The 20058-nt window shown below is 47.5% G+C and carries 18 protein-coding genes and 2 tRNA genes; 14 read left to right on the top strand and 6 right to left on the bottom strand.

The genetic code is table 11. The features are described from left to right. The first annotated feature begins 124 nt into the window (after positions 1–124). From ACLTOQ_RS15810 to ACLTOQ_RS15795, 4 genes are all read left to right on the top strand, one after another. A complete protein-coding gene (locus ACLTOQ_RS15810; protein ID WP_288836952.1) occupies positions 125–517 on the top strand; it encodes a hypothetical protein in 393 nt (130 codons plus the stop codon). Positions 518–574: 57 nt separating this feature from the next. Then, a complete protein-coding gene (locus tag ACLTOQ_RS15805; protein WP_021915417.1) occupies positions 575–940 on the top strand; it encodes a helix-turn-helix domain-containing protein in 366 nt (121 codons plus the stop codon). Positions 941–1026: 86 nt separating this feature from the next. After that, positions 1027–2019: an ORF6N domain-containing protein gene (locus ACLTOQ_RS15800; protein WP_288836954.1), complete on the top strand. Its 993-nt coding sequence runs from the start codon at positions 1027–1029 to the stop codon at positions 2017–2019. Positions 2020–2022: 3 nt separating this feature from the next. Then, positions 2023–2412, top strand: a complete 390-nt coding sequence (locus ACLTOQ_RS15795) for a hypothetical protein (RefSeq protein WP_412319917.1) — start codon at positions 2023–2025, stop codon at positions 2410–2412. A gap of 15 nt (positions 2413–2427) precedes the next feature. Here the strand turns inward: ACLTOQ_RS15795 and ACLTOQ_RS15790 are convergent. Next, positions 2428–2500: transfer RNA gene (locus tag ACLTOQ_RS15790), tRNA-Phe, on the bottom strand. Between the two features lie 171 nt (positions 2501–2671). Here ACLTOQ_RS15790 and ACLTOQ_RS15785 point away from each other — a divergent pair. Both ACLTOQ_RS15785 and ACLTOQ_RS15780 read left to right on the top strand, forming a co-directional pair. Continuing rightward, positions 2672–3478, top strand: a complete 807-nt coding sequence (locus ACLTOQ_RS15785) for an alpha/beta hydrolase (protein ID WP_412319915.1) — start codon at positions 2672–2674, stop codon at positions 3476–3478. 107 nt (positions 3479–3585) lie between these two features. Then, on the top strand, positions 3586–4587 hold the full coding sequence (locus ACLTOQ_RS15780) for a lactonase family protein (RefSeq protein WP_412319914.1): 1002 nt from the start codon (positions 3586–3588) through the stop codon (positions 4585–4587). Between the two features lie 20 nt (positions 4588–4607). On the opposite strand, the gene ACLTOQ_RS15775 is transcribed toward ACLTOQ_RS15780, so the two are convergent. Next, on the bottom strand, positions 4608–5249 hold the full coding sequence (locus tag ACLTOQ_RS15775; RefSeq protein ID WP_262587275.1) for a manganese efflux pump: 642 nt from the start codon (positions 5247–5249) through the stop codon (positions 4608–4610). A 105-nt stretch (positions 5250–5354) separates the two neighbouring features. Beyond that, positions 5355–5440: transfer RNA gene (locus tag ACLTOQ_RS15770), tRNA-Ser, on the bottom strand. Between the two features lie 151 nt (positions 5441–5591). On the opposite strand from ACLTOQ_RS15770, the gene ACLTOQ_RS15765 reads away from it, so the two are divergent. The 5 genes from ACLTOQ_RS15765 to ACLTOQ_RS15745 all read left to right on the top strand — a co-directional run bounded on the left by ACLTOQ_RS15765 (position 5592) and on the right by ACLTOQ_RS15745 (position 10360). Next, positions 5592–6665, top strand: a complete 1074-nt coding sequence (locus ACLTOQ_RS15765) for a 6-phosphofructokinase (RefSeq protein WP_021915397.1) — start codon at positions 5592–5594, stop codon at positions 6663–6665. Positions 6666–6736: 71 nt separating this feature from the next. Beyond that, positions 6737–8314 carry a DNA polymerase III subunit gamma/tau gene (gene dnaX / locus ACLTOQ_RS15760; RefSeq protein ID WP_337425550.1) on the top strand — a complete coding sequence of 526 codons (1578 nt, stop codon included), beginning with the start codon at positions 6737–6739 and terminating at the stop codon, positions 8312–8314. Positions 8315–8336: 22 nt separating this feature from the next. Then, entirely contained in the window at positions 8337–8687 is a 351-nt protein-coding gene (locus ACLTOQ_RS15755; RefSeq protein ID WP_021915395.1) for a YbaB/EbfC family nucleoid-associated protein, read from the top strand. 1 nt (position 8688) lies between these two features. Then, positions 8689–9291, top strand: coding sequence for a recombination mediator RecR (gene recR, locus ACLTOQ_RS15750; protein ID WP_021915394.1), 603 nt, complete (start codon positions 8689–8691; stop codon positions 9289–9291). A gap of 37 nt (positions 9292–9328) precedes the next feature. Then, positions 9329–10360 carry an aldose epimerase family protein gene (locus ACLTOQ_RS15745; protein ID WP_337425548.1) on the top strand — a complete coding sequence of 344 codons (1032 nt, stop codon included), beginning with the start codon at positions 9329–9331 and terminating at the stop codon, positions 10358–10360. A 107-nt stretch (positions 10361–10467) separates the two neighbouring features. On the opposite strand, the gene ACLTOQ_RS15740 is transcribed toward ACLTOQ_RS15745, so the two are convergent. Together ACLTOQ_RS15740 and ACLTOQ_RS15735 are read right to left on the bottom strand one after the other, a co-directional pair. Next, a complete protein-coding gene (locus ACLTOQ_RS15740; protein WP_412287845.1) occupies positions 10468–11637 on the bottom strand; it encodes a sialidase family protein in 1170 nt (389 codons plus the stop codon). Between the two features lie 114 nt (positions 11638–11751). Then, positions 11752–14391: a beta-mannosidase gene (locus ACLTOQ_RS15735; protein ID WP_412319911.1), complete on the bottom strand. Its 2640-nt coding sequence runs from the start codon at positions 14389–14391 to the stop codon at positions 11752–11754. Positions 14392–14660: 269 nt separating this feature from the next. On the opposite strand from ACLTOQ_RS15735, the gene ACLTOQ_RS15730 reads away from it, so the two are divergent. The 3 genes from ACLTOQ_RS15730 (at position 14661) to ACLTOQ_RS15720 (ending at position 17901) form a co-directional block, all read left to right on the top strand. Next, entirely contained in the window at positions 14661–16016 is a 1356-nt protein-coding gene (locus ACLTOQ_RS15730; RefSeq protein WP_412319909.1) for a LysM peptidoglycan-binding domain-containing protein, read from the top strand. A gap of 199 nt (positions 16017–16215) precedes the next feature. Then, the gene (locus tag ACLTOQ_RS15725; RefSeq protein ID WP_337560689.1) at positions 16216–17412 is read left to right on the top strand and encodes a DUF5711 family protein; all 1197 of its coding nucleotides are present in this window, start codon (positions 16216–16218) and stop codon (positions 17410–17412) included. 12 nt (positions 17413–17424) lie between these two features. Further along, on the top strand, positions 17425–17901 hold the full coding sequence (locus ACLTOQ_RS15720) for a CvpA family protein (RefSeq protein ID WP_412319907.1): 477 nt from the start codon (positions 17425–17427) through the stop codon (positions 17899–17901). Between the two features lie 490 nt (positions 17902–18391). Here ACLTOQ_RS15720 and ACLTOQ_RS15715 read toward each other — a convergent pair whose 3' ends face one another. Further along, positions 18392–19699: an IS30 family transposase gene (locus tag ACLTOQ_RS15715; RefSeq protein ID WP_412319097.1), complete on the bottom strand. Its 1308-nt coding sequence runs from the start codon at positions 19697–19699 to the stop codon at positions 18392–18394. Positions 19700–20058 lie beyond the last annotated feature (359 nt).

The following is a 20058-nucleotide window of genomic DNA, read 5'->3' as shown; positions in this document are numbered from 1 at the left end:
TCCCTTGCTAGAACAGCATTTGGATGGAGACATCTCTAATGCGTATCTAGCCGTCAACCTAAGAAGTATCAAGGCAGCCAAAACAGCAGATTAATCATGCAACATTTCCTACTGGTTAATTAAATTGAATAGTAATTCCAAGCCGGATATTGAACTGCTGGCACCAATTGCAAGACCGCTTGATATTTCACTTGATACATTACTTTCTTTCCATGAAAAACTTTCAGATACTGAAATCGAAGAAATTATCAGGAAGATGGACGGGATGTTTTCAGAAGAAGGCTATGAAAAGACTTATGAATGGGCATTGAGACTTATAAAGGAATATCCGAATTGTAACATGCTTATCTGGCAGACCGCGGTAATGCTTGATGCAAGAAGAATAACGGATAAATGCACGAATCAGGAAAAATATGATAAGCAGATTAACGCATGGTATGAGCTGGCACTACATGATGAGAATGAAGAGAAATCTCTATTGAAAGAAAAGTTGCAGCATGATAATATGACCGTATAGACGGATAAATAAATTTATAAATGCGGATATATACGGAATGTTGATGGAGGAAAAATCATGATTATCAGTGAAAGAATTTTTTATATGATGGAAAAGAAGAACATGACCCAGTTGGAACTATCAAAAAGGACCGGGATTGCAACAAGTAACATTAGTGACTGGAAGAAGAAAAAGACAAATCCCAAAGCGGACTGCCTGTTATCTATATGTGATGCATTGGAGATTACTCCCGAACAGCTTTTGACAGGAAAAGGAATTGATCCAGAATACAAAGATGCAGATATGGATTATGAAGTTACCAGAGCGGATATTAGAATTTTGAAACAGATTCACAGCCTTGGAGATGAGCAGTATAAAAGATTAATGGCGTATATGAAAGCCTTGCAGAAGTTGGAGCAGATGGAGAGTATAGTGGAGGATTAACCTGTGAAATCCCAATTTGTGGCTTCACGATAATGGAACGATATAAGCAGCTTATAGAAATTGCAACAGATTTGTTTGGAGGAAGAATGGAAGAAACAAAAGAATTGATTACTACAGATGATATTCGTAGTAAAGTGTATATAATTCGTGGACAGCAGGTAATGTTGGATAAAGATTTGGCAGAAATTTATGGCTATGAAGTAAAAAAGTTAAATCAACAAGTAAAAAGAAATATAGAAAGATTTCCGGAAGATTTTATGTTTCGACTATCTAATGGTGAAATTGATTCCGTGAGGTCACAAATTGTGACCTCACGGAAAAAGGATTTTTTTGCTGGACAGGAAGGCGGACGTAGATATTTACCATACGCATTTACAGAGCAAGGAATTTATATGCTTGCAACAGTTCTTCGTGGAAAATTAGCGGAACAACAGAGTATATTTATTATGCGTACTTTTAGGGAGATGCGTCACTATATTAGGCAGAATCAGCAGTTTGTTACCAGAAATGAAATGGATCTTTTAACAGCAAAGGTTGGAACAATAACGGAGAGGCAGGACCGAATGGAGAATAAGGTAGATTCAATTCAAAAAGATGTGAATATCTTAGCAGATAATTTTATTACCGATAAAGACAAAAAGAATTTTGTGATTTATAAAGGACAGAAGTTAGAGGCTGACATTGCTTACATAGAAATCTATCAGCAAGCAAAGAAATCAATCTATGTTGTAGATGATTATATGAATGCAAAGTCATTACAACATCTTTCTCAGAAGGCTGATGGTGTGGAGGTTGTTTTGTTCACAGAAAATGGAAAAGGTGGGAAGGGGTTTCTTACAAAATCTTTAGTGACAGATTTTCAAAATGAATATCCTTCTCTTCAAATTAAGCCTAATCCCGATTGTCATGACAGGTTAATTGTACTTGATTATGGTGAGGAGACAGAACTGGTTTATCACTGCGGAGCATCCAGTAAAGATGCTGGAAAGAAACTTTGTGCAATTAACCAGATTATAGAAACCGCAATTATTCATCCGGTAATAGATAGATTACTTTTGCTGCCGGATAAACAAATATAACTTGTGGTCAAATTTTTTGACCGCAAGGCAGAGGAATTGCTGGTATCTGCAAAGGCTAAGAAACGCTCTCTGCTGGCAGATAAGATTACAGGGGATAACATTTACAAGGCACTCATTTTCTTTGATAAATTGTATGCTCAAATGAACGAAGTAGAGAAACGGGAGTTCCTGTCGCAGTTAGTGGATAATGTGCAGATTTACGAAGAACGCAAAGAGAATGGTCAGTGGCTGAAATCTATAGAATTTAAGTTGCCGATTATAGAAAAAGAGTTTACACTAAGTTTGGACAATGATGCGCAAAACGAGACGGTGTACTTGTTGTCCTTTTACATAGAAAAATGCTTCACCCACCAAAAAAGGTTTCAGCTCCGTACAGAGCTGAAACCTTTTTAAAATTCAAATAAAAAATGCCCAGAACCGGAATCGAACCAGTGACACGAGGATTTTCAGTCCTCTGCTCTACCAACTGAGCTATCTGGGCAGGAATACGGAATTCTCCGAAATCCGTGCTCTATTGTACATGGAATTGTCAGAATTTGTCAATCTTTTTTTGAAAAATTCGCTTCTCGAAACTATCTTGACGAAAGCGGGAGGGAAGAAGATAATGATAGCATGAGAATGACCCTGAAAGGGCAAAAAGAGGAGGATAAAAATGGCACTTTTACATGTGGATTTCTTTTCTGATGTACTGGGGATGTGTACGTCAGCGGACGTGATTCTGCCGCAGCAGACAAGCGGACAGATCGGAATGGAGGGAAAAGGTGCAGAGGGTAAGTTAAAAACCATGTATCTTCTGCACGGAATGAGCGACGATCAGACAATCTGGCAGCGCCGAACCTCTATCGAGCGTTATGTGAGCCAGCTTGGTATTGCAGTTGTTATGCCCACCACACATCTCGCGTTTTATACAGATACAACCTATGGAATGCGTTATTGGACCTATATTTCCGAGGAACTGCCCAAAATCTGCAGAGAATTTTTCCCGCAGATGTCGGATAAAAAAGAAGACAATCTGGCAGCAGGCCTGTCGATGGGTGGCTACGGTGCATGGAAGCTTGGTCTTGGTGCAAGTGAGACATTTGGAGCAGCAGCATCTCTGTCCGGCTGTCTGGATATTATTGAGGATGTTGGAAGACATCTGGAGGGCGATAGCCGGGATGCAGCTCTGTTCAGAGGAATTTATGGTTCTCTGGAACAGCTGGAAGGCTCTGATGACGATCTGATGGCACTTGCAAAGAAGCTCAAGACCTCCGGAAAACCGATTCCCAGACTTTACAGCTGGTGCGGTACGGAGGATTTCCTGTACGAGGGAAACAAGAGAGCATGGGAATATATGAAAGAGCTTGGCTACGAGATGAAGCTGGAAGAATCCAGCGGCGACCATCAGTGGAAATACTGGGATGCGAAGATCCAGGATGTGCTGCGCTGGTGGCTTGACACCGATCTGGATCTGACCTGACGGAGGAAGATTGAAAAATATAATTTTTCAATCGTGAGATTTGTGTCTGCGCACACGTGACACAAACTCGGCATGCGCAAAAAGCGTGCGCGGAAATGAGAGGAATCATGGAACAGGAAATTAGGCTGCTTTGCAGCGGTTACGGTGCAGAAACGGGCAGTGACCTGCTTGCGGTAAAGCTTTTTGAAAATACGGAAACCGGGGAAGTGCATACGGAAGTAACCGGCGGAATCCGGCAGGGAGACAGTCCGTCCTTTAGCCTGATGCATGGAGGCTTCCTGTATACAGTTGCGGAGCTGGTCGGAGAAAAACACGCTTACATTTATCAGTACCGCCTTTCGGAAGATGGGATTCCTGTCCCGACCGGCAAAAAGATTTTCCTTCCGGGTGGAGAGCTGTGCCATCTGTATGCCGGGAAAAAGGCATTGTATGCGAGCTGCTATGGAACCGGGGATTTCTTTGCAGTGGATTATGATCTCGAAAAAATCCGTTGGCATCGCAGTCCGGGTGCTGGCGTGATCGATGCACAGACAGAAAAAATCTGCCCGCACGCGCACTGGGTCAGCGAGCAGGATAACATTCTGTACCTTGCAGATCTTGGCTGTGACCGGATTTACCGTTACGAGTTAAAAGACGGACTGCCGGAAAAAGAACTGGAAGCGCTGGTTTTGCCGACCGGTGAGGGACCGCGTCAGCTGCTGCCGGAGAAAGAATCCGGAAAGCTGCTCAGCGCTCAGGAGCTGGGAGGCACGCTGCGCCGCTGGGAAAACGGTGGCTGTAGCGAGTGTGTAAAGACGAGCAGATTTGACGGAACAAACTATCCGGGAACAATCTGCATGGCGGATGAGAAGACGGTGATTGTCTGCAACCGCGGTGCGAATACGTTGTCTGCATTTTCGACAGACGGAAAACTGCGTTACCTCGGCGAATGGGCAACGGGCAACTGGCCTCGGCATCTTCTGCAGATTCCGGGGACGGATCTGATCGTCAATGCATGCAATAAAGAAGGCACGCTGGTTATTTTTGCCTGGAATGGAAAAGAACTGATCCGTAAAGACGAAATTATCCTGCCGGGCGCATCCTGTGCGGTTTATTTATCCGGAAAGTAAGAGAACACACAGTCTCTGTTTCAGATCAGCCGCAAAAATGCCAGCAGAATCAGCAGGGCTCCGGAGAGCCAGTCAACAGAAAAATGAGTTTTTTGTGCAAGGCGGTTTCCAAGCAGGAAGCCGCCTTGTATTGCTGTAAATCCGAATAGGAGGGAAAAGAAAAGAACGGCGACAGGATTTAGATTCCCGAGGGCTGCACCGAAGCCTGCTGCAGCACCGTCTAAGGACATCGCGAGGGCGAGGCAGACGGATTCCGGGACAGAAAGGCTTTTGGAGGCGTCGGCATCCGCCTTACAGGGATCGGCGTAGACGGAGAGAAAAAACTGGAAATGCAGGGCACGGAACATGAAATTTCTGGAAAAGCCATCGTGACGGCACAGAAAGGATTTGATCGCTTGATCGAGAATCCGAAGGGTGCCCATGCAGACGAGCAGTAAAAAGCAGATCAGTCGGGCGGCGATAGGGGAAAGAAATGGACGGACGAGGGATCCGGCAAGCATGGAAAGGCAGAGGACACCCGAGCAGACCAGGCTGACAGTGACAGCGCAGACCAGAGGAAGACGGATTTTGCTGCTTCCGTAGGAAAGCCCGGCGACAAATGTATCCAGGGAAAGGGAGAGGGCGAGAAACGCGGCCTCGGGGATTATCCATAAGAAAGTCATAAGAATCGGCTTTGGCGGCAGGTGATTTGCTATTAGAGTATGCCTGCCGGATGGCAAGGGTGCGCAAAAGGGCTGGGTTCCTAGAACGAACCCAGCCCCATAGTACGGAGAAGGAGGGATTTGAACCCTCGCGCCTGTTACAGCCTACCGGTGTTCGAAGCCGGACCCTTCAGCCACTTGGGTACTTCTCCATATATTTTTACAACATCATCATTCTAGCCGAAAAATCTCTAATATGCAAGCGAAAATTTTACAGTCACTTGTACATATTTTTAAAATATTATATAATTCTAGTTAAATGATGGCTGCAGAGGGCGCAGCACAGAGAAGGAGGACTTTGGGATGAAGAGAATAGGTATGCTGACCAGCGGCGGTGACTGTCAGGCACTGAATGCAGCGATGAGAGGCGTGGCAAAGGTGCTTTATAACAGCACGGAAGACGTTGAAATCTATGGCTTTCAGGACGGTTATCAGGGACTGATCTACGGAAAGTTCCGTCTGATGACCTATGACGATTTTTCGGGTATTCTGACAAAGGGCGGCACAATCCTTGGCAGCAGCCGTACTCCTTACAAGCTGATCCGTGAGCCCGGCGCAGACGGTGTCGACAAAGTGGCGGCGATGAAACAGACCTATTACAAGCTGCAGCTGGACTGCCTGGTAATTCTCGGCGGCAACGGCACACATAAGACAGCGAATCTGCTGCGCCAGGAAGGCCTGAACATTGTAACGCTGCCCAAGACCATCGACAACGATCTCTGGGGAACGGATATGACCTTTGGCTTCCAGAGCGCGGTCAATATTGCAACAGACGCGCTGGATTGCATCCATACGACGGCGGCATCCCATGGACGCGTATTTATCGTAGAAGTTATGGGACACAAGGTTGGCTGGCTGACCTTAAATGCCGGTATCGCGGGCGGCGCGGACATCATTCTGGTTCCGGAAATTCCTTACGATATCGACAAGATTGTGGAAAAAATCAACGAACGGCATAACCGCGGCAGCAGATTTACAATTCTGGCAGTTGCAGAGGGCGCGATCTCCAAAGAGGACGCCAAGCTGTCGAAAAAAGAATATAAGAAAAAACTGGAAAACTACAAATATCCTTCAGTTTCCTACGAGATCGCAGAGCAGATTCAGGAAAAGAGCGGCATGGAGGTTCGAGTAACCGTGCCCGGACATACCCAGAGAGGCGGAAGCCCCTGTGCCTATGACCGCGTATTCGCCAGCCGGCTCGGATCAGAAGCAGGCAGGATGATTCTTGACGGGGAATACGGCTTTATGGTGGGCTACAAGCACCGCGAAATCGTCAAGGTTCCGCTGGAAGAGGTAGCAGGTAAGTTAAAAATGCTTGATCCCAACGCATCCATCGTCAGAGAGGCGAAGATGATGGGCATCAGCTTCGGAGATTAAAAGACAACGGACGGCGCCGCGTACATTGCGTGACGCCGTCTGCTTTGCGGAGAACATAAGGAGGTTCGTCCATGTCCTACACGGCGATGTATCGACGGTTCCGTCCGACTACCTTTGAAGAGGTTAAAGGACAGGATGCGATTGTCACAACACTGAAAAACCAAATCCGGTCGGATCGTATCGGTCATGCCTATTTATTCTGCGGTACAAGAGGTACCGGTAAAACGAGTATTGCGAAGCTTTTTGCAAAAAGTGTCAACTGCGAGCATCCCGTGGACGGAAGCCCCTGCGGAGAATGCGCATCCTGTAAGGCGATTGCAGAAGGCAGAAGCATGAATGTGATAGAAATAGACGCAGCGTCTAATAACGGCGTCGATAATATTCGTGAAATCGTGAATGAAGTGGCATATTCCCCGACGGAAGGAAAATACCGCGTTTATATCATCGACGAGGTTCATATGCTTTCTGCGGGAGCGTTCAACGCACTGTTAAAAACCCTGGAGGAGCCGCCGTCCTACGTCATCTTTATTCTGGCGACGACGGAAGCCAATAAAATTCCGGTTACGATTTTGTCCCGCTGTCAACGTTATGATTTCAAGCGCCTGACGGTCGAACAGATCGAAGAGCGCATGAAGGAAGCCCTTGCCGCGGCGGGCGAAGCGCTGCCGATCGAGGAAAAGGCGTTAAAATACCTTGCAAAATCCGCAGACGGTGCGATGCGTGATGCCTGGAGCCTTCTGGATCAGTGCCTTGCGTTCCATTTCGGACACGAGCTGACCTACGATATGGTGCTGGACGTGCTGGGCGCGGTGGATACGTCGGTGTTCAGCAAACTGTTGCGCTGCGTGATTGCGCGGGATGTGGCGGGCTGTATCGGTGTGCTGGAAGAGATCGTGCTGCAGGGACGGGATATGAGCCAGTTTGTTTCCGATTTTACCTGGTATCTGCGCAACCTCCTGCTGGTGAAAACTTCCGGGGATTCTTGTGAAGAAGTGATTGACATATCCAGTGAGAATCTGGCAAGATTGAAAGAAGAAGCGCAGCAGATCGAAGTAGACGCGATCATGCGGGATATCCGGTGTTTTTCGGAGCTGTCCGGTAGGATTCGCTATGCGGGTCAGAAACGTGTCCTGATTGAAATGGCGCTGATTCGGCTGTGCAGGCCGGAGATGGAGACGAACGAAGATACACTTCTGGAACGGATTCGAAAGCTGGAACAGACGGTGGAACAGATCGAAAGCGGCTCGATTGCAATCGCAGCGGCGCCGACAGGACAGCCCGCAGTGCAGGCAGCAGCGCCGGTCAGAAGGGCAGAGCTGCCCAAGGCAGTTCCCGAGGAAATCAAAGAAATCGTAGCCAAGTGGCCACGGGTTGCAGGAAGTGCACAGCAGCCGATGAAGTCGTATCTCAAAAATGCGCGCTTAAGCCTTGGCGGTGACAATCGGCTGCTGCTTGTGGTGGAAGACGGGCTGGCGTCCGATTATTTTACCAAAGAACCGGCAAATAAGGGCGCACTGGAACAACTGTTGGCGGAGCTGACGGGCAAGCAGATCGAGGTTGAAGTCCGCAGCGTGCGCAGCAAACAGGAAATGGAAAGTTCTTATGTAGACCTGACAAGGGTCATTCATATGGACATAGAAGAAGAGTAACAAACAGAAAGGATGCAATAAAATGGCAAAGAGAGGCGGTTTTCCGGGCGGCATGGGTATGCCCGGCAACATGAATAACCTGATGAAGCAGGCACAGCGCATGCAGCGTCAGATGGAAGAAGGACAGAAGGAACTTGAGGTGAAAGAGTTCTCTGCAAAATCCGGCGGCGGCGCGGTTGAGGCTGTCGTAAACGGCAAAAAGGAGCTGGTAAAGCTGACCATTTCCGAAGAAGCAGTAGATCCGGAAGATGTGGAAATGCTGCAGGATATGATCGTTGCGGCTGTGAATGAAGCGATGAAGCAGGCGGACGAAGCGAGCCAGGAGCTGATGGGTAAAATGACAGGCGGACTCGGCGGAGGCTTCCCGTTCTGATATGGATCTTTACAGCGGCTATATCAACAAACTCATTGACGAGCTTTCGGGGCTTCCCGGAATTGGCAGTAAATCTGCGCAGCGTCTGGCGTTTCACCTGATCGGGCTTCCGGAAGCAAAGGTGAACAGGATTGCAAATGCGATGATACAGGCTCGTCAGAATGTTCGCTATTGTAAGGAATGCTTTACCCTGACCGATAACGAGCTTTGCCCGATCTGTGCCAACGCAGAGCGGGACCATTCGACGATTATGGTTGTGGAGAACAGCCGGGATCTGGCTGCCTACGAAAAAACCGGAAAATATAAAGGAGTCTATCATGTGCTGCACGGGGCGATTTCCCCGATGCTGGGCGTGGGACCCCATGATATCAAATTAAAAGAGCTGATGGAGCGCCTGAGTAGAGAACCGGAGGTAAAAGAAGTCATTATCGCAACCAACTCCAGCCTTGAGGGTGAGACGACGGCGATGTACATCGGCAAGCTGATTAAACCCACCGGAATCCGCGTGACGAGAATCGCGAGCGGCGTACCGGTAGGCGGCGATCTGGAATACATTGATGAAGTAACACTGCTCCGTGCGCTGGAGGGGCGTACCGAGCTGTAACAGACAAAATTTTCAGACGAAAGAGATGGACGAACCTATGAAAAAAGAGTTATTTGGGGAAGTAAACGGCAGAGAGGTGTATTTGTATACACTGGAAAACAGTCATGGTATGAAGGTGACGGTCAGCAGCTTCGGTGCGCTGATCATCCGCATCTGGGCGCCGGATCATAACGGTAATTTTGCAGACGTTGCACTCGGTTATGACAGGTTGGAGCAATATCTGGAAAACGGTAAATTTTACGGTGCAGTCGTTGCACCGAATGCGAACCGGATCGGCGGTGCAAAATTCACCCTCGAAGGAAAAACCTACGAGCTGTCTGTCAACGACAACGGCAATAACCTGCACAGTCACAGAGCTCTGGGTGGGCATAAGCGGATCTGGGATGCCGAAGAAAAAGAAAACGGCATTTTATTCACGATGTCTATGAAAGATGGGGAACTTGGCTTTAGCGGAAACAGGGACTTTTCGGTTCTCTATGAGCTGACGGAGGAGAACGGACTGCGCATTACCTATGATGTGGTAAGCGATGCAGATACGATTCTTAACCTGACAAACCATTGTTATTTCAATCTGGATGGACACGGTGCCGGACCGATTACCGACCATGAGCTGCAGTTGTTTTCTCATGCGTATACTCCGGCCGATGCAGAATCGATTCCGAATGGAGATATTTTACGCGTAGAAGGTACACCGATGGACTTCACAGAGCCGCATCTGATCGGCGAACGGATCGATGCAGACTTTGACCAGCTTAAAATGGCAGGCGGATATGACCATAACTGGGTTCTGGACAATTACACCGGGCAGGTTCGTAAAATTGCAGTTGTCAAGAGCTCTGATAAATCCCGCATAATGGAGGTTTATACAGATCTTCCGGGCGTTCAGTTCTATTCGGGCAACTCCAGGGATCTTGAAGCCGCAAAGGATGGGAAAACCTACGGCTACAGAGCGGGTCTGGCACTGGAAACCCAGTTCTATCCGGATACACCGAATAAACCACAGTTTCCTTCTTCGGTATTCGGACCTGACAGACCGTATCACACCGTAACAGAATATCGGTTTGTATAACACTGTCCGCGCAGGACATAGAAAAACCGGCAGCAGCGAAGCGATCAAAGCTTTGCTGTCTGCCGGTTTTTATTCATGACAATAGAATGTTGCCGTCTTTGCTTCCCTTATCTTTTGCAGGTCAGAGTCTCGTCCCCGCCAACGCCTTTACAAAGCTTTTCTCCTCGGATCCATGCTTCATCCATGCACAGATATTTAATACGCTTGCGATAGCCCCACGCATAAGCGACATGAATCCTGCCGTCTTTTCCCTGAATCAGGCAGGGATATTCGTAACGGCGGTTGTTGACGTCGTTCCACGGACCGATAAAGCCCTCGCCGTGCTCGATAATACGCCGCCAGGGCCAGGTTTTTCCTCCGTCCTCGGAAATGGCGAGTACGACAGGACAGCGCTGGTCGGGCCAGACGGTGCGCTCGGGCTCGTCATTGAAGGCGACGTCATTGTATACAACGCAGACTGCGCCGCTTTGAAGACGGATTGCGGTAATGCTTGCGTTGTTGTTGCGCAGCACAGTAGGCTCCGGCACGCTCCAGGTCTCGCCGTTATCATGGGATTCCGAACGGTAAATATGGTCAGCAGAGCGGCTGCGCAGCAGGCAGATCAGATTTCCGGGAGAAAGCTCCACGATATTGCCGTGTACGCGCCCGCGGCTGCCGGGCATCATGACGCTGCGCCAGGTTTTGCCCTGGTCATCTGAAAGCTGCAGGACGGTGTAATCGTCTCCCATGCAGGAATCGTTGATCGCACAGCGGAAATTGTTGAAAATAAAACGTCCGTTGGACAGAATCTGAATCTTTTGCCGGCAGAACGAGCCGGGAGCGGAAAACATTGTCTCGGTCGCCTCCCAGGTGTGCCCGCTATCGCGGGAAATTTTCCGGCGGATTTCAGCAGTTCCCTGTAAATTGTCAGAGGTTGGATTGTTGGGATCACGGGAAACCTGTGCGGTATACATCAGCCAGATTTCTCCGTTTGGATGCAGGAAGAGGGAAGGATTCTGCTCGCTGCGGGTTGGATCATCGGAAACAATTACCGGTGTTTCCCACTGGGAACTGTCCTCTGACAGACGCGACACAGCAATGCTGACATCCGCGTTTCCTTCACAGGAGCCTGCAAACCAGCAGCAAAGCAGATCGCCATTTTCAAGCTCTAAAAGATCGGGCGCGTGACAGCTGTTCCACGGATTCGGAATCAGGGATTCCACGAAATTCAAAGCGGTATCGCGGTAAAGCCTGCCGTCGTCTCTGACAGACGGCAGGTCAATAATTGTATGTGACATAAGTCCCCTTTCTTTTAACATTGCGCAGGACGATGCTCACTCAATGTGAAACGCATGCGCGAAAGATCCTTTTGTGAATCTTTTTGCGCATGCGCATAACAGGTATATACAAATTTACGCGTGCATTGTCGCAGCTGTGTACAGTGTAGGTGTCTCGTCACAGTTTTCTACGCGGATCGTTTTTGCCTCTCCGGGATAGAGCTTGAAGTAGTTATCACTGTAATGTACTCTGTCGTCGCTTGTCATCAGATAAGCGAACGGTGTAAATACGTTTGCACGGACGGTTACGAGCAGATCGCTGCCGTCTTTTTCAACGGATTCGATCACCGCATCGCTTTCCGGAATGGTGTATTCGCGGTAATAAGCGCGCAGACTGTCAGCTGTTTCAAAGCCGTCTGCACTTACAACGAAATATCCGTCTGCGGCAGGCTCTTCAGCGTCTACATGGAATTGCTGCCAGGAATGCGGAGCAACGGTCAAATCCTTTGTCAGGAGAACACTATTGTGTGCGCCATCAAAGGTCTGTGTGCCGACGCAGATAGTTGTCCGGATTTCATCAGGGGTTTCGTTGATGACGGTTACAACCGCGCCGCCGTCTGCCTTCCGGATAATCAGTTTTTTCGTATCAAAAGCGCGTTTTAAGAAGTAGAACGAAACCTTTCTGGTCAGATAGTAATCGATAATGGTCCAACCGGTTTCCGGCCAGCAGTCATTGTACATCCAGATCAGATCGCCGGCACCATAAGATTTCTGGCGGAGCGCCTCTGCCATTTCGGCATATAAAAGTCCCTGCATGATACCGCTGTAAAGCAGATAGCTGCGTTCGTCCAGCGTGGAAAATTCAGTCAGATGGCGGTTGATAACGCCGTCAATGGCCCCACGCTTGCGTTCGAACTCGCCGTGATGCTTCCAGGACGGATTGTTGAAGGACATCTCTTCCCCGTCCAAATACCGGCGGACGGTGCTTTCCATCTGCGCACCGAAAAATCCGTATTCACTGGAAAAACGCGCCGGAAATCGATCAAAAGCTTCCAGCTCGTAAGAAAATTTGAATCTCGTCTTGGAATCGCGTCCAAAATAGGTCCATGCATGGACGTCTCCCTCTTCAGTGGTATTGGAACGTTCTCCAAAGTACGGGGTGGAGGGCATGTAGGGAATCAGCGGGCTGTTGTGCTGGACCGCGCGGGGCTGGATGTAGTTGAAAATCTGATCGCCCCAGTAGCGTTCGGGCTGCAGCATTCCCGGGAACCAGTCGGTGTAGGACTCGGCGATTTCGTTGTTTCCGGTCCAGACTGCCATACAGGGATAATGCGCCAGACGCTTGGTCTGATATTCTGCCTCGCGTTCTGCTTCGTAAAGGAACGAATCCTTCTGATCGGGGTAAAAAGCACATGCATACATAAAATCGTGCATCAGTAAAATACCGTATTCGGAGCAGTAATCGTAGAAGCAATCCGGTTCATAAGTGCCGCCGCCCCACATACGGAACATGGTAAAGTGTGCTGCTGCACCTTCGCTGACCAGCTTTTTATAGTTTTCATCAGGCGTCCGCAGATAGATAGAATCGGTAGGAACCCAGTTGCCGCCTTTGCAGAAAATACGGGTGCCGTTGATTTTGAAGAAGAAGTTGCGGCTTTCATCCGGCAGCTTGGAAAAGTCGATGGAAAGCGTGCGGATACCGATTTTCTTCGGTTTTGCTTCATGGGTGATGCCGCGTGCCGTGCAGCGTGCGGTAAAGGTATAAAGGTTCTGAGCACCGTAACCGTTCGGCCACCAGAGCTTTGCATCCTTTAATACAACGCGTTCCTGTGCAAAATTGATGCCGCCGACAAGCATCAGGGTCTGATGACCGGTATACGCGGTCTTGCCGTCGATGGACAGCTCATATTCCAGCTCTGTTTCAGCGCTTTGCACCATGTTGGATTTTTCGATTTCAAAATGAAATTCGATTTCTGCATCATTTCCGGAAAGGCTGAGCGTATCGACGCGGGAAGCGATTACCTGTGCACCGCTGAACGCTTCGATTTCGATCGAACGTCCGATACCGCAGGTAGGAACGGGCTGACACCAGTCCCAGCCATAGGTAAACTGTGGCTTACGCGTGTATACACGCTGGTCGCAGATCGCATTGTCACTTGCACAGTAATAGGAAACGGTGTCATGTGGATAATTTAATTCCATGCCGGAGGTCAGACGGATCACGATCTGGTTGGTACCGACATGCAAAAAGCGTTTGATATCTGCAGAAAAAGCACAGAAGGTATTTTCCTGATGTCCGGCGGGAATGCCGTTAACTAAAATATCGGCATTAAAATCGAGCATTTCAATGTTCAGGCGGACAATATCTTCGTTGAGCATTTCTTCGGTAATATCAAATTCTTTGACAAGCCACCAGGAAAGCTCTTTAATCCAGATGCTTTTTTTTGTGTTGTCCTTTAAAAAAGGCTCCTCGATAACTCCGTTATCGATCAGGGCGGTTGTAACGTCGCCGGGTACAGTCATAGGAATATATCCCGTTTTGGAAGGATAGGGGTGCATGGCGAGGGCGGTATTTACCGTAAATTTCGGATCGGGTTCTTTCAGATACAATTTCCGCTCCTCCTCGGTCATATTTTCTTCGGTCAGATAACCGGGTATTGTCGGCTTTGGAGGCATGGCGTTGAGGTGGGCGAGCACCTCTGCACAGCGATCTGCTGTTACGTCCATAAACTCGCCGCGAAGTTTCCATTCGCCTGCAAGAGAAAGTTTGCTCATTTTCAGTACCACTCCTTTAGTATATTCTGCAGAAATTTTGGTATCTACTAAAAAATAGTTTAGAAGAGCCCGGAAGGAAATACAATGTATTTTATTGTGCTTTTTATATCGAACAGAAGTGTTTGACAGAATAAATATGTGCAAAAGTTCCAGAACGAGACTCTGCTCCAAACCGCCAAAAAAGAGCGCATAAACAGACAGAATCTGCGGCAACGGTCTGCTAAGATTAGGAAAAACGGGGTGCCCGGATGGAAAGGAGCAGAGGTAAAATGTTGAAAATACCCAAAAATGTGATGCAGATCGGGACAGGCAGTCCGAATGTAAAATTGTACATGGAGGATTATGTCCATACGTTTCTGGAACGATGCCAGGGAAAAGAGACGTGTCTGGCATTCGGGCAGCAGGAGGAAAAGGACGGCATCCGCTATTATTTAATTTACGGGGTGGAAAAAGAAACGGACTTCAGGCGCGGAAATTTTCCGTATTTTCAGAAGCTGGAGCGGATTGGAAAAATTGAAAAAAAGGAAGCCTCCGTCCGGTTCTGGACCGTGCGGGGAGAAGAAATCCAGATCGGAGGCTATTTTATTTTTTATGAACAAAACGAAGAAATGCAGGCATATATGATTGCTGAACGGGAGCAGAACCGCCCTGCGGCTGTGGAGGAGGAACGGGTGATGGAAGCGATCAATGCCCGCCGGGAAAAAAGAAAAGCGGAAGCTGCAGCGGACGCAGCGCGTGGTACAACCGCCTCCGGGGCGTCTACACCGAATACAGCGCGGAGTGCAACTGCCTCCAGGGCGTCTGCGCCGAATACCGCGTCTGGCAGGAAAACGGTGCTGTCGAGGTTGGGTGCGCTTAAAGCTGCAGCGCCTACGCTGAACGCAGCGTCGAGGAAAACTGCTTTTGGGACAGCTTATCAGGCCCGCTTGGGCAGTACCGGCGCCCTCTTCCCGAAGCTTTGCCGGATTGGCTGCCTGGTGCTTTTGTTGGTTCTGGTCGGAACGGCGCTGACATCCGTCAATCAGTATCCGGATATGAAAGCGGTTTCCGCCCTGTTGGCAGGAGCTGTCCGGAATACAAAAAATGAGACGAAAAATACATCTTCCGGACTGATTGTAGAAGAGACTGTCGGCTGGAATTCATCGGACGAAATGGCGCGGTCTGCCGCCTTGGACGAAGCTGCACAGGCGGACGATACAACCGGCACGGACAATGCGGCGATGGATGGCGAAGCGACAGACAATAGGACGACGGACAGTGTAATGCCAGAAAGTGTAATGCCAGAGAGCGTAATGCCAGACAGCGTAATGTCGGACAGCGTAACGACGGACAGCGTAACAACGGATAGCGTAATGGCAGATGGCCAGAATGCGGTCACGACCGACGCAGACGCTGAAACCTCGACAGCCCGGCAGTCCGCATCAGCCTCCGATTCCTCCCCTCAGGTTCAGGAAGCCCTGGCGCGCCCGGAAAGCTATCAGGTACAGAAGGGAGACAGCCTCATTGCTATTTCCAGGAGATTTTACGGAACAGATGAAAAAGTGATAGAAATCTGCCGTCTGAATAATATAAAAGACCCGAATCAAATCCAGCCCGGACAGAATATTTTACTACCTTCAAAATAATGAATGTGTTATGATGGAATGAGCGCACAAGAAAAACAAGCGACGCCGAAGGCGACATTTGTTTTTCTTGCGCCATTAGAGAACGAGCAGCCTGCATAGCAGGCGGTAAAGCGCGTCAGCGCGGGCTCGTGATGGAATGAGCGCAAGTGAGTCAACATGCTCGCAAAGATGCTGCAAAAGAAATGGGGACTTATCTCATATGGTAGATATCAGGGAATACCTGCGAAAAAAGGAAAAAAACGAGAAAAAAGACAGCAAGGATTTTAAACGGGAAATCCGGGCGCATCGTCTGAAAGTGATCCTTCGTTCCGGCTGCGTAATCGGCGTGATCGCAGCGCTGACGGTGACGGCGGTAACGCTGCTTAAAAATCAAACCTACTCCGGCTACACGGTCGTGTCCGCAATCGACAGGAACCAGGTGTCCGGTTCTACTCTGCTGAGCTACCAGAATGGCTTTCTGACCTACAGTAAGGATGGTATCAGCTATACGGATTACAAGGGCAACGCCATGTGGAACCAGACTTACGACATGCAGTCGCCGTGCGTCTCCGTGCGGTCGGGCTGGGTCGCAGTTGGGGATTATAACGGCAACCTGATTTATGATATCAGTCAGGACGGAACATCCAAACAGATTGATACGAACCTTCCGGTGAAATCGCTGTCCGTGGCAGCGAACGGTGTTGTGGCGGCGATTCTGGAGGATGGGGATGTGACCTGGATCAACGTCTATAATCCTACTGGGGAAAAAGCAGTCGGAATCAAAACGACGATGCAGAAATCGGGTTATCCGGTTTCCGTGTCATTGTCGGACAATGGAAAACTGATGATGGTGGCATATCTGAAAGCAGAAAGCGGCAGTATGAAATCGATCGTCAGCTTTTACAATTTTGACGAAGTCGGACAAAACTACACCGACACGATGGTAAGCTCCTACGAATATTCGGATACGGTAATCCCGCTGGCAGAGTTTGCGGGGACGCATACGGCGTATTCTGTGGGAAATAATCAGTTCATGTTATATGAAGGGAATGAAATTCCAAAAAATATCTTCCAGAATTTCATGCAGGAGGAGGTGCAGGACGTCCGCAGTAGCGGCAATTATGTGGCGTTTATTTTTAATGGTACGAACGGAAACGGAAAATATCGGATTGACATTTATAATATGAACGGGACGCAGGTGCTGTCGTTGCCGTTTGCAATCGAATACCGGGATGTTCTGATTTCGGATCAGGAACTGATTATATATAATGAAGCAGAGTGCCTGATTTATAACCTGAACGGAAAAGAAAAATACAGCGGACCGATACCGGAACAGACGCAGCTTTTAAAAACGCTGGGCGGAAACCGGTTTCTTGCGGTTACTGCAAACAGCATAGATATGATAGAAATGAAATAAACGGGAGAAAAAATGAACGTACTGCTGGTTTGTGTGATCTTATTTGCCCTCTGGCGGGGATATGCCGGAATGAAAAAAGGATTGGTGGATGAAATCAGGATGCTGCTGTCTCTGGTCATTTCTCTGTTCGTCCTTTCGCTGGCTATCCTTTTATATAGCAGTGTGAAAGAAAAAAACAATACCAATATTATACTGTCGATTCTGATGCTGCTGATTACCGGGCTCGCAGCCAGACTGGTGAACCTGATTTTCAAGTCCCTTTCGGCAATTGCGCACCTGCCGATTCTGAAACTGCTTAACAGTGTACTGGGAATCGTGGTCGGCATGGCAGAGAGCATCGTAGTTTTATGGATTATTTATATTGTAATCGCCAGCTTCGATACAGGAAGAGTCGGCAGCCAGATCGCGGCGTGGACTGTTGAAAACGAATGGCTGACGAAGCTTTATCAGATGAACCGGTTCGCCTACTGGCTGGCGGGATTATCCTGATGTTACGGGATTGTAAAAAACGTCACTTGTAAAAGTTAATTCCACTTTGTAAGGGTAACTTCCACCTTGTAGGACTAACTTCCACGGGGTGGAAGTTTTTTCTTACAAAAATGGTGGTATTTATGTCAAAAAGCATCTATAATAAACCAAAAGCCGGAAAAATGCGCATCAAAATGAGAAGTCGAATTCACGTGGTCCTGGTAAGAGTTAGTGAATTCCACCCCTTAAGGTAACGATAGGAAACTCATCCAACTGCGTAGGACTCCGGCCTTTTGATTGTTTATAAGGAAATTTCTGCAGATGCAGAAATCTTTATCCTTACTTCGCCGGGGTACTTTTTATCTGATGAAATTAGCTGTGTCAAGGCCAAAGCTTTAAAAAGGTGCCTGCGGCAGCCTTGACACAGTTAATTCTCATCAGAATTGTATTAATCAAGCGAAGTAAGGATAGAAGTGTGCAATGCACACAGATAAAGAGAGTGCTTCTTTCTTTATTTGTGTTTCAATAATTCCGGTTTCAGAATGATTTCATTTGCAGGTATTTTGTGAATACCGAGTAAGTCTAATATTTCCTTGCCATAGTAGAATTCAAACATTTCATAAGGTGATTTATCACCAAGTTCAGGTCTTCCATAGGAATTGATGTGATCCATCATGAGATTGATTTCCGCCTGAGCGTACTGCCCAAGATCCGTGAATTTTGGAATGATTCTTCTTATGAATTCATGGTTATTTTCACAAGCTCCCTTCTGACCGGGAGAAGAGGGATCACAATAAAATACCCGAGACCTTATCACACCATCTGAGTCAACTTCAATACCGAAAGGATCTGAAAACTCGGTTCCGTTGTCGGCCAGACATAGGGGGAATAGTTTGGTGAAGTTATCAAACCCAAGTAATTCGTATAGATGATCAAATATGTCAGTCACAGATTTAGAGTCATTTGCTTCCCGCAAAAATGCCAGTTGAAGCTTTGGAAGTACAAAGTGAATGGTGAGTAATACAGAACCGCCCTTTATCCCTTCTACAGAATCAAGTTCAGTAACAGGGAGCGAAGGATTGTTCATTCTGTAAAGCTTATAATCATCATAGGTTCTGCCTATTCTGCAGGATTTATCAACTTTGAGAGGGACTGACTTTTTCTTTCTGGGCTTAAATCGGACCTTTCTGGGCATGTCTATGTTTCTGGCAGAAAAAAGACCACTATCGGCATAAATATAAGCGGTTTTTTCACAGCAGGAAATCTTGTCCTGATTGTTAGCAAGTATGTGATGGATAGATTGACCGTTTTTGAGTAAAGGACTTATTACGGAATCAAGCTGTTTCAATTCATCTTCGCAGAGATTAAAGCCTGAACGTGATTCGCTGCGCACCAATTCATACTCTTTTTGCGCGGAAAGAGCTTTATAGAATCTTTTCTCAAGGGTGCAGCTGTTTAACAGATCACAACCATTACATACGTAGGGAGCCTTGGATAGTTTGGGACATTCCTCTTTGGAGTAGTCCGAACAGGAGGTTGTACAATGCCCACAGGCACTGCATTTGTTACGGTTTTTATGACGTTCGCAGGCAAGGCATATATCGCCGTAATGGAAACAGTGCTTTCTGTTCAGGCAGTCGTTAAAAGGTCTATAAGGAGCACCTTTCTTTTCAAATATGATATGAGCTTTCACTTCTTTGGATACAGTGGTACAGTCCTTAAGAATCTGTTTGCCAATGGCTTTAAAACTCATATTTTTATTAAGAGAATGCTCAATTACGTATCTTTCATCAAAAACTAAATGTTTATTCTTATTCATATGTTTCTCCAGTTCCGGCCGGAGCTTAGAGATGGACGAATAAGAATAAGATAGCATTAAGAATAAGTAACTTCCACACCTGATGTTTGGAGGTAGTAAGTTCCACATCGAATTAGATAGGGGTGGAAGTAAGTTTTACAAATGAGTGGATTGTAAAAAAGTAAGAAAAAAGCAAAAACTGGTTGACAACTAAAAAAGGATAATGCTATACTGAAGTTCCACCGCAGGGAATGCGATGGAACTTCTTTTTTTAAAAAAGAAGAAAAAATGCTTGACATCGACGAATAGCCTTGGTAAAATTTACGACTGTTGCGGCGAACGAAAGCAACACGGATTTCTGAAAAGAAATTCAAAAAAAT

It is taken from the genome of Gallintestinimicrobium sp., assembly GCF_046968865.1.
GTDB lineage: Bacteria > Bacillota > Clostridia > Lachnospirales > Lachnospiraceae > Gallintestinimicrobium > Gallintestinimicrobium propionicum.
The sequence above is the reverse complement of the archived record's forward strand: the minus strand, read 5'-3'. Positions and strand labels throughout refer to the sequence as shown.

Coding starts and splice junctions, on each gene's coding strand:
- ACLTOQ_RS15805 (WP_021915417.1), top strand. CDS start 575: ATGATTATCAGTGAAAGAATTTTTTATATGATGGAAAAGAAGAACATG.
- ACLTOQ_RS15800 (WP_288836954.1), top strand. CDS start 1,027: ATGGAAGAAACAAAAGAATTGATTACTACAGATGATATTCGTAGTAAA.
- ACLTOQ_RS15785 (WP_412319915.1), top strand. CDS start 2,672: ATGGCACTTTTACATGTGGATTTCTTTTCTGATGTACTGGGGATGTGT.
- ACLTOQ_RS15780 (WP_412319914.1), top strand. CDS start 3,586: ATGGAACAGGAAATTAGGCTGCTTTGCAGCGGTTACGGTGCAGAAACG.
- ACLTOQ_RS15775 (WP_262587275.1), bottom strand. CDS start 5,249: ATGACTTTCTTATGGATAATCCCCGAGGCCGCGTTTCTCGCCCTCTCC.
- ACLTOQ_RS15765 (WP_021915397.1), top strand. CDS start 5,592: ATGAAGAGAATAGGTATGCTGACCAGCGGCGGTGACTGTCAGGCACTG.
- dnaX (WP_337425550.1), top strand. CDS start 6,737: ATGTCCTACACGGCGATGTATCGACGGTTCCGTCCGACTACCTTTGAA.
- ACLTOQ_RS15755 (WP_021915395.1), top strand. CDS start 8,337: ATGGCAAAGAGAGGCGGTTTTCCGGGCGGCATGGGTATGCCCGGCAAC.
- recR (WP_021915394.1), top strand. CDS start 8,689: ATGGATCTTTACAGCGGCTATATCAACAAACTCATTGACGAGCTTTCG.
- ACLTOQ_RS15745 (WP_337425548.1), top strand. CDS start 9,329: ATGAAAAAAGAGTTATTTGGGGAAGTAAACGGCAGAGAGGTGTATTTG.
- ACLTOQ_RS15740 (WP_412287845.1), bottom strand. CDS start 11,637: ATGTCACATACAATTATTGACCTGCCGTCTGTCAGAGACGACGGCAGG.
- ACLTOQ_RS15735 (WP_412319911.1), bottom strand. CDS start 14,391: ATGAGCAAACTTTCTCTTGCAGGCGAATGGAAACTTCGCGGCGAGTTT.
- ACLTOQ_RS15730 (WP_412319909.1), top strand. CDS start 14,661: ATGTTGAAAATACCCAAAAATGTGATGCAGATCGGGACAGGCAGTCCG.
- ACLTOQ_RS15725 (WP_337560689.1), top strand. CDS start 16,216: ATGGTAGATATCAGGGAATACCTGCGAAAAAAGGAAAAAAACGAGAAA.
- ACLTOQ_RS15720 (WP_412319907.1), top strand. CDS start 17,425: ATGAACGTACTGCTGGTTTGTGTGATCTTATTTGCCCTCTGGCGGGGA.
- ACLTOQ_RS15715 (WP_412319097.1), bottom strand. CDS start 19,699: ATGAATAAGAATAAACATTTAGTTTTTGATGAAAGATACGTAATTGAG.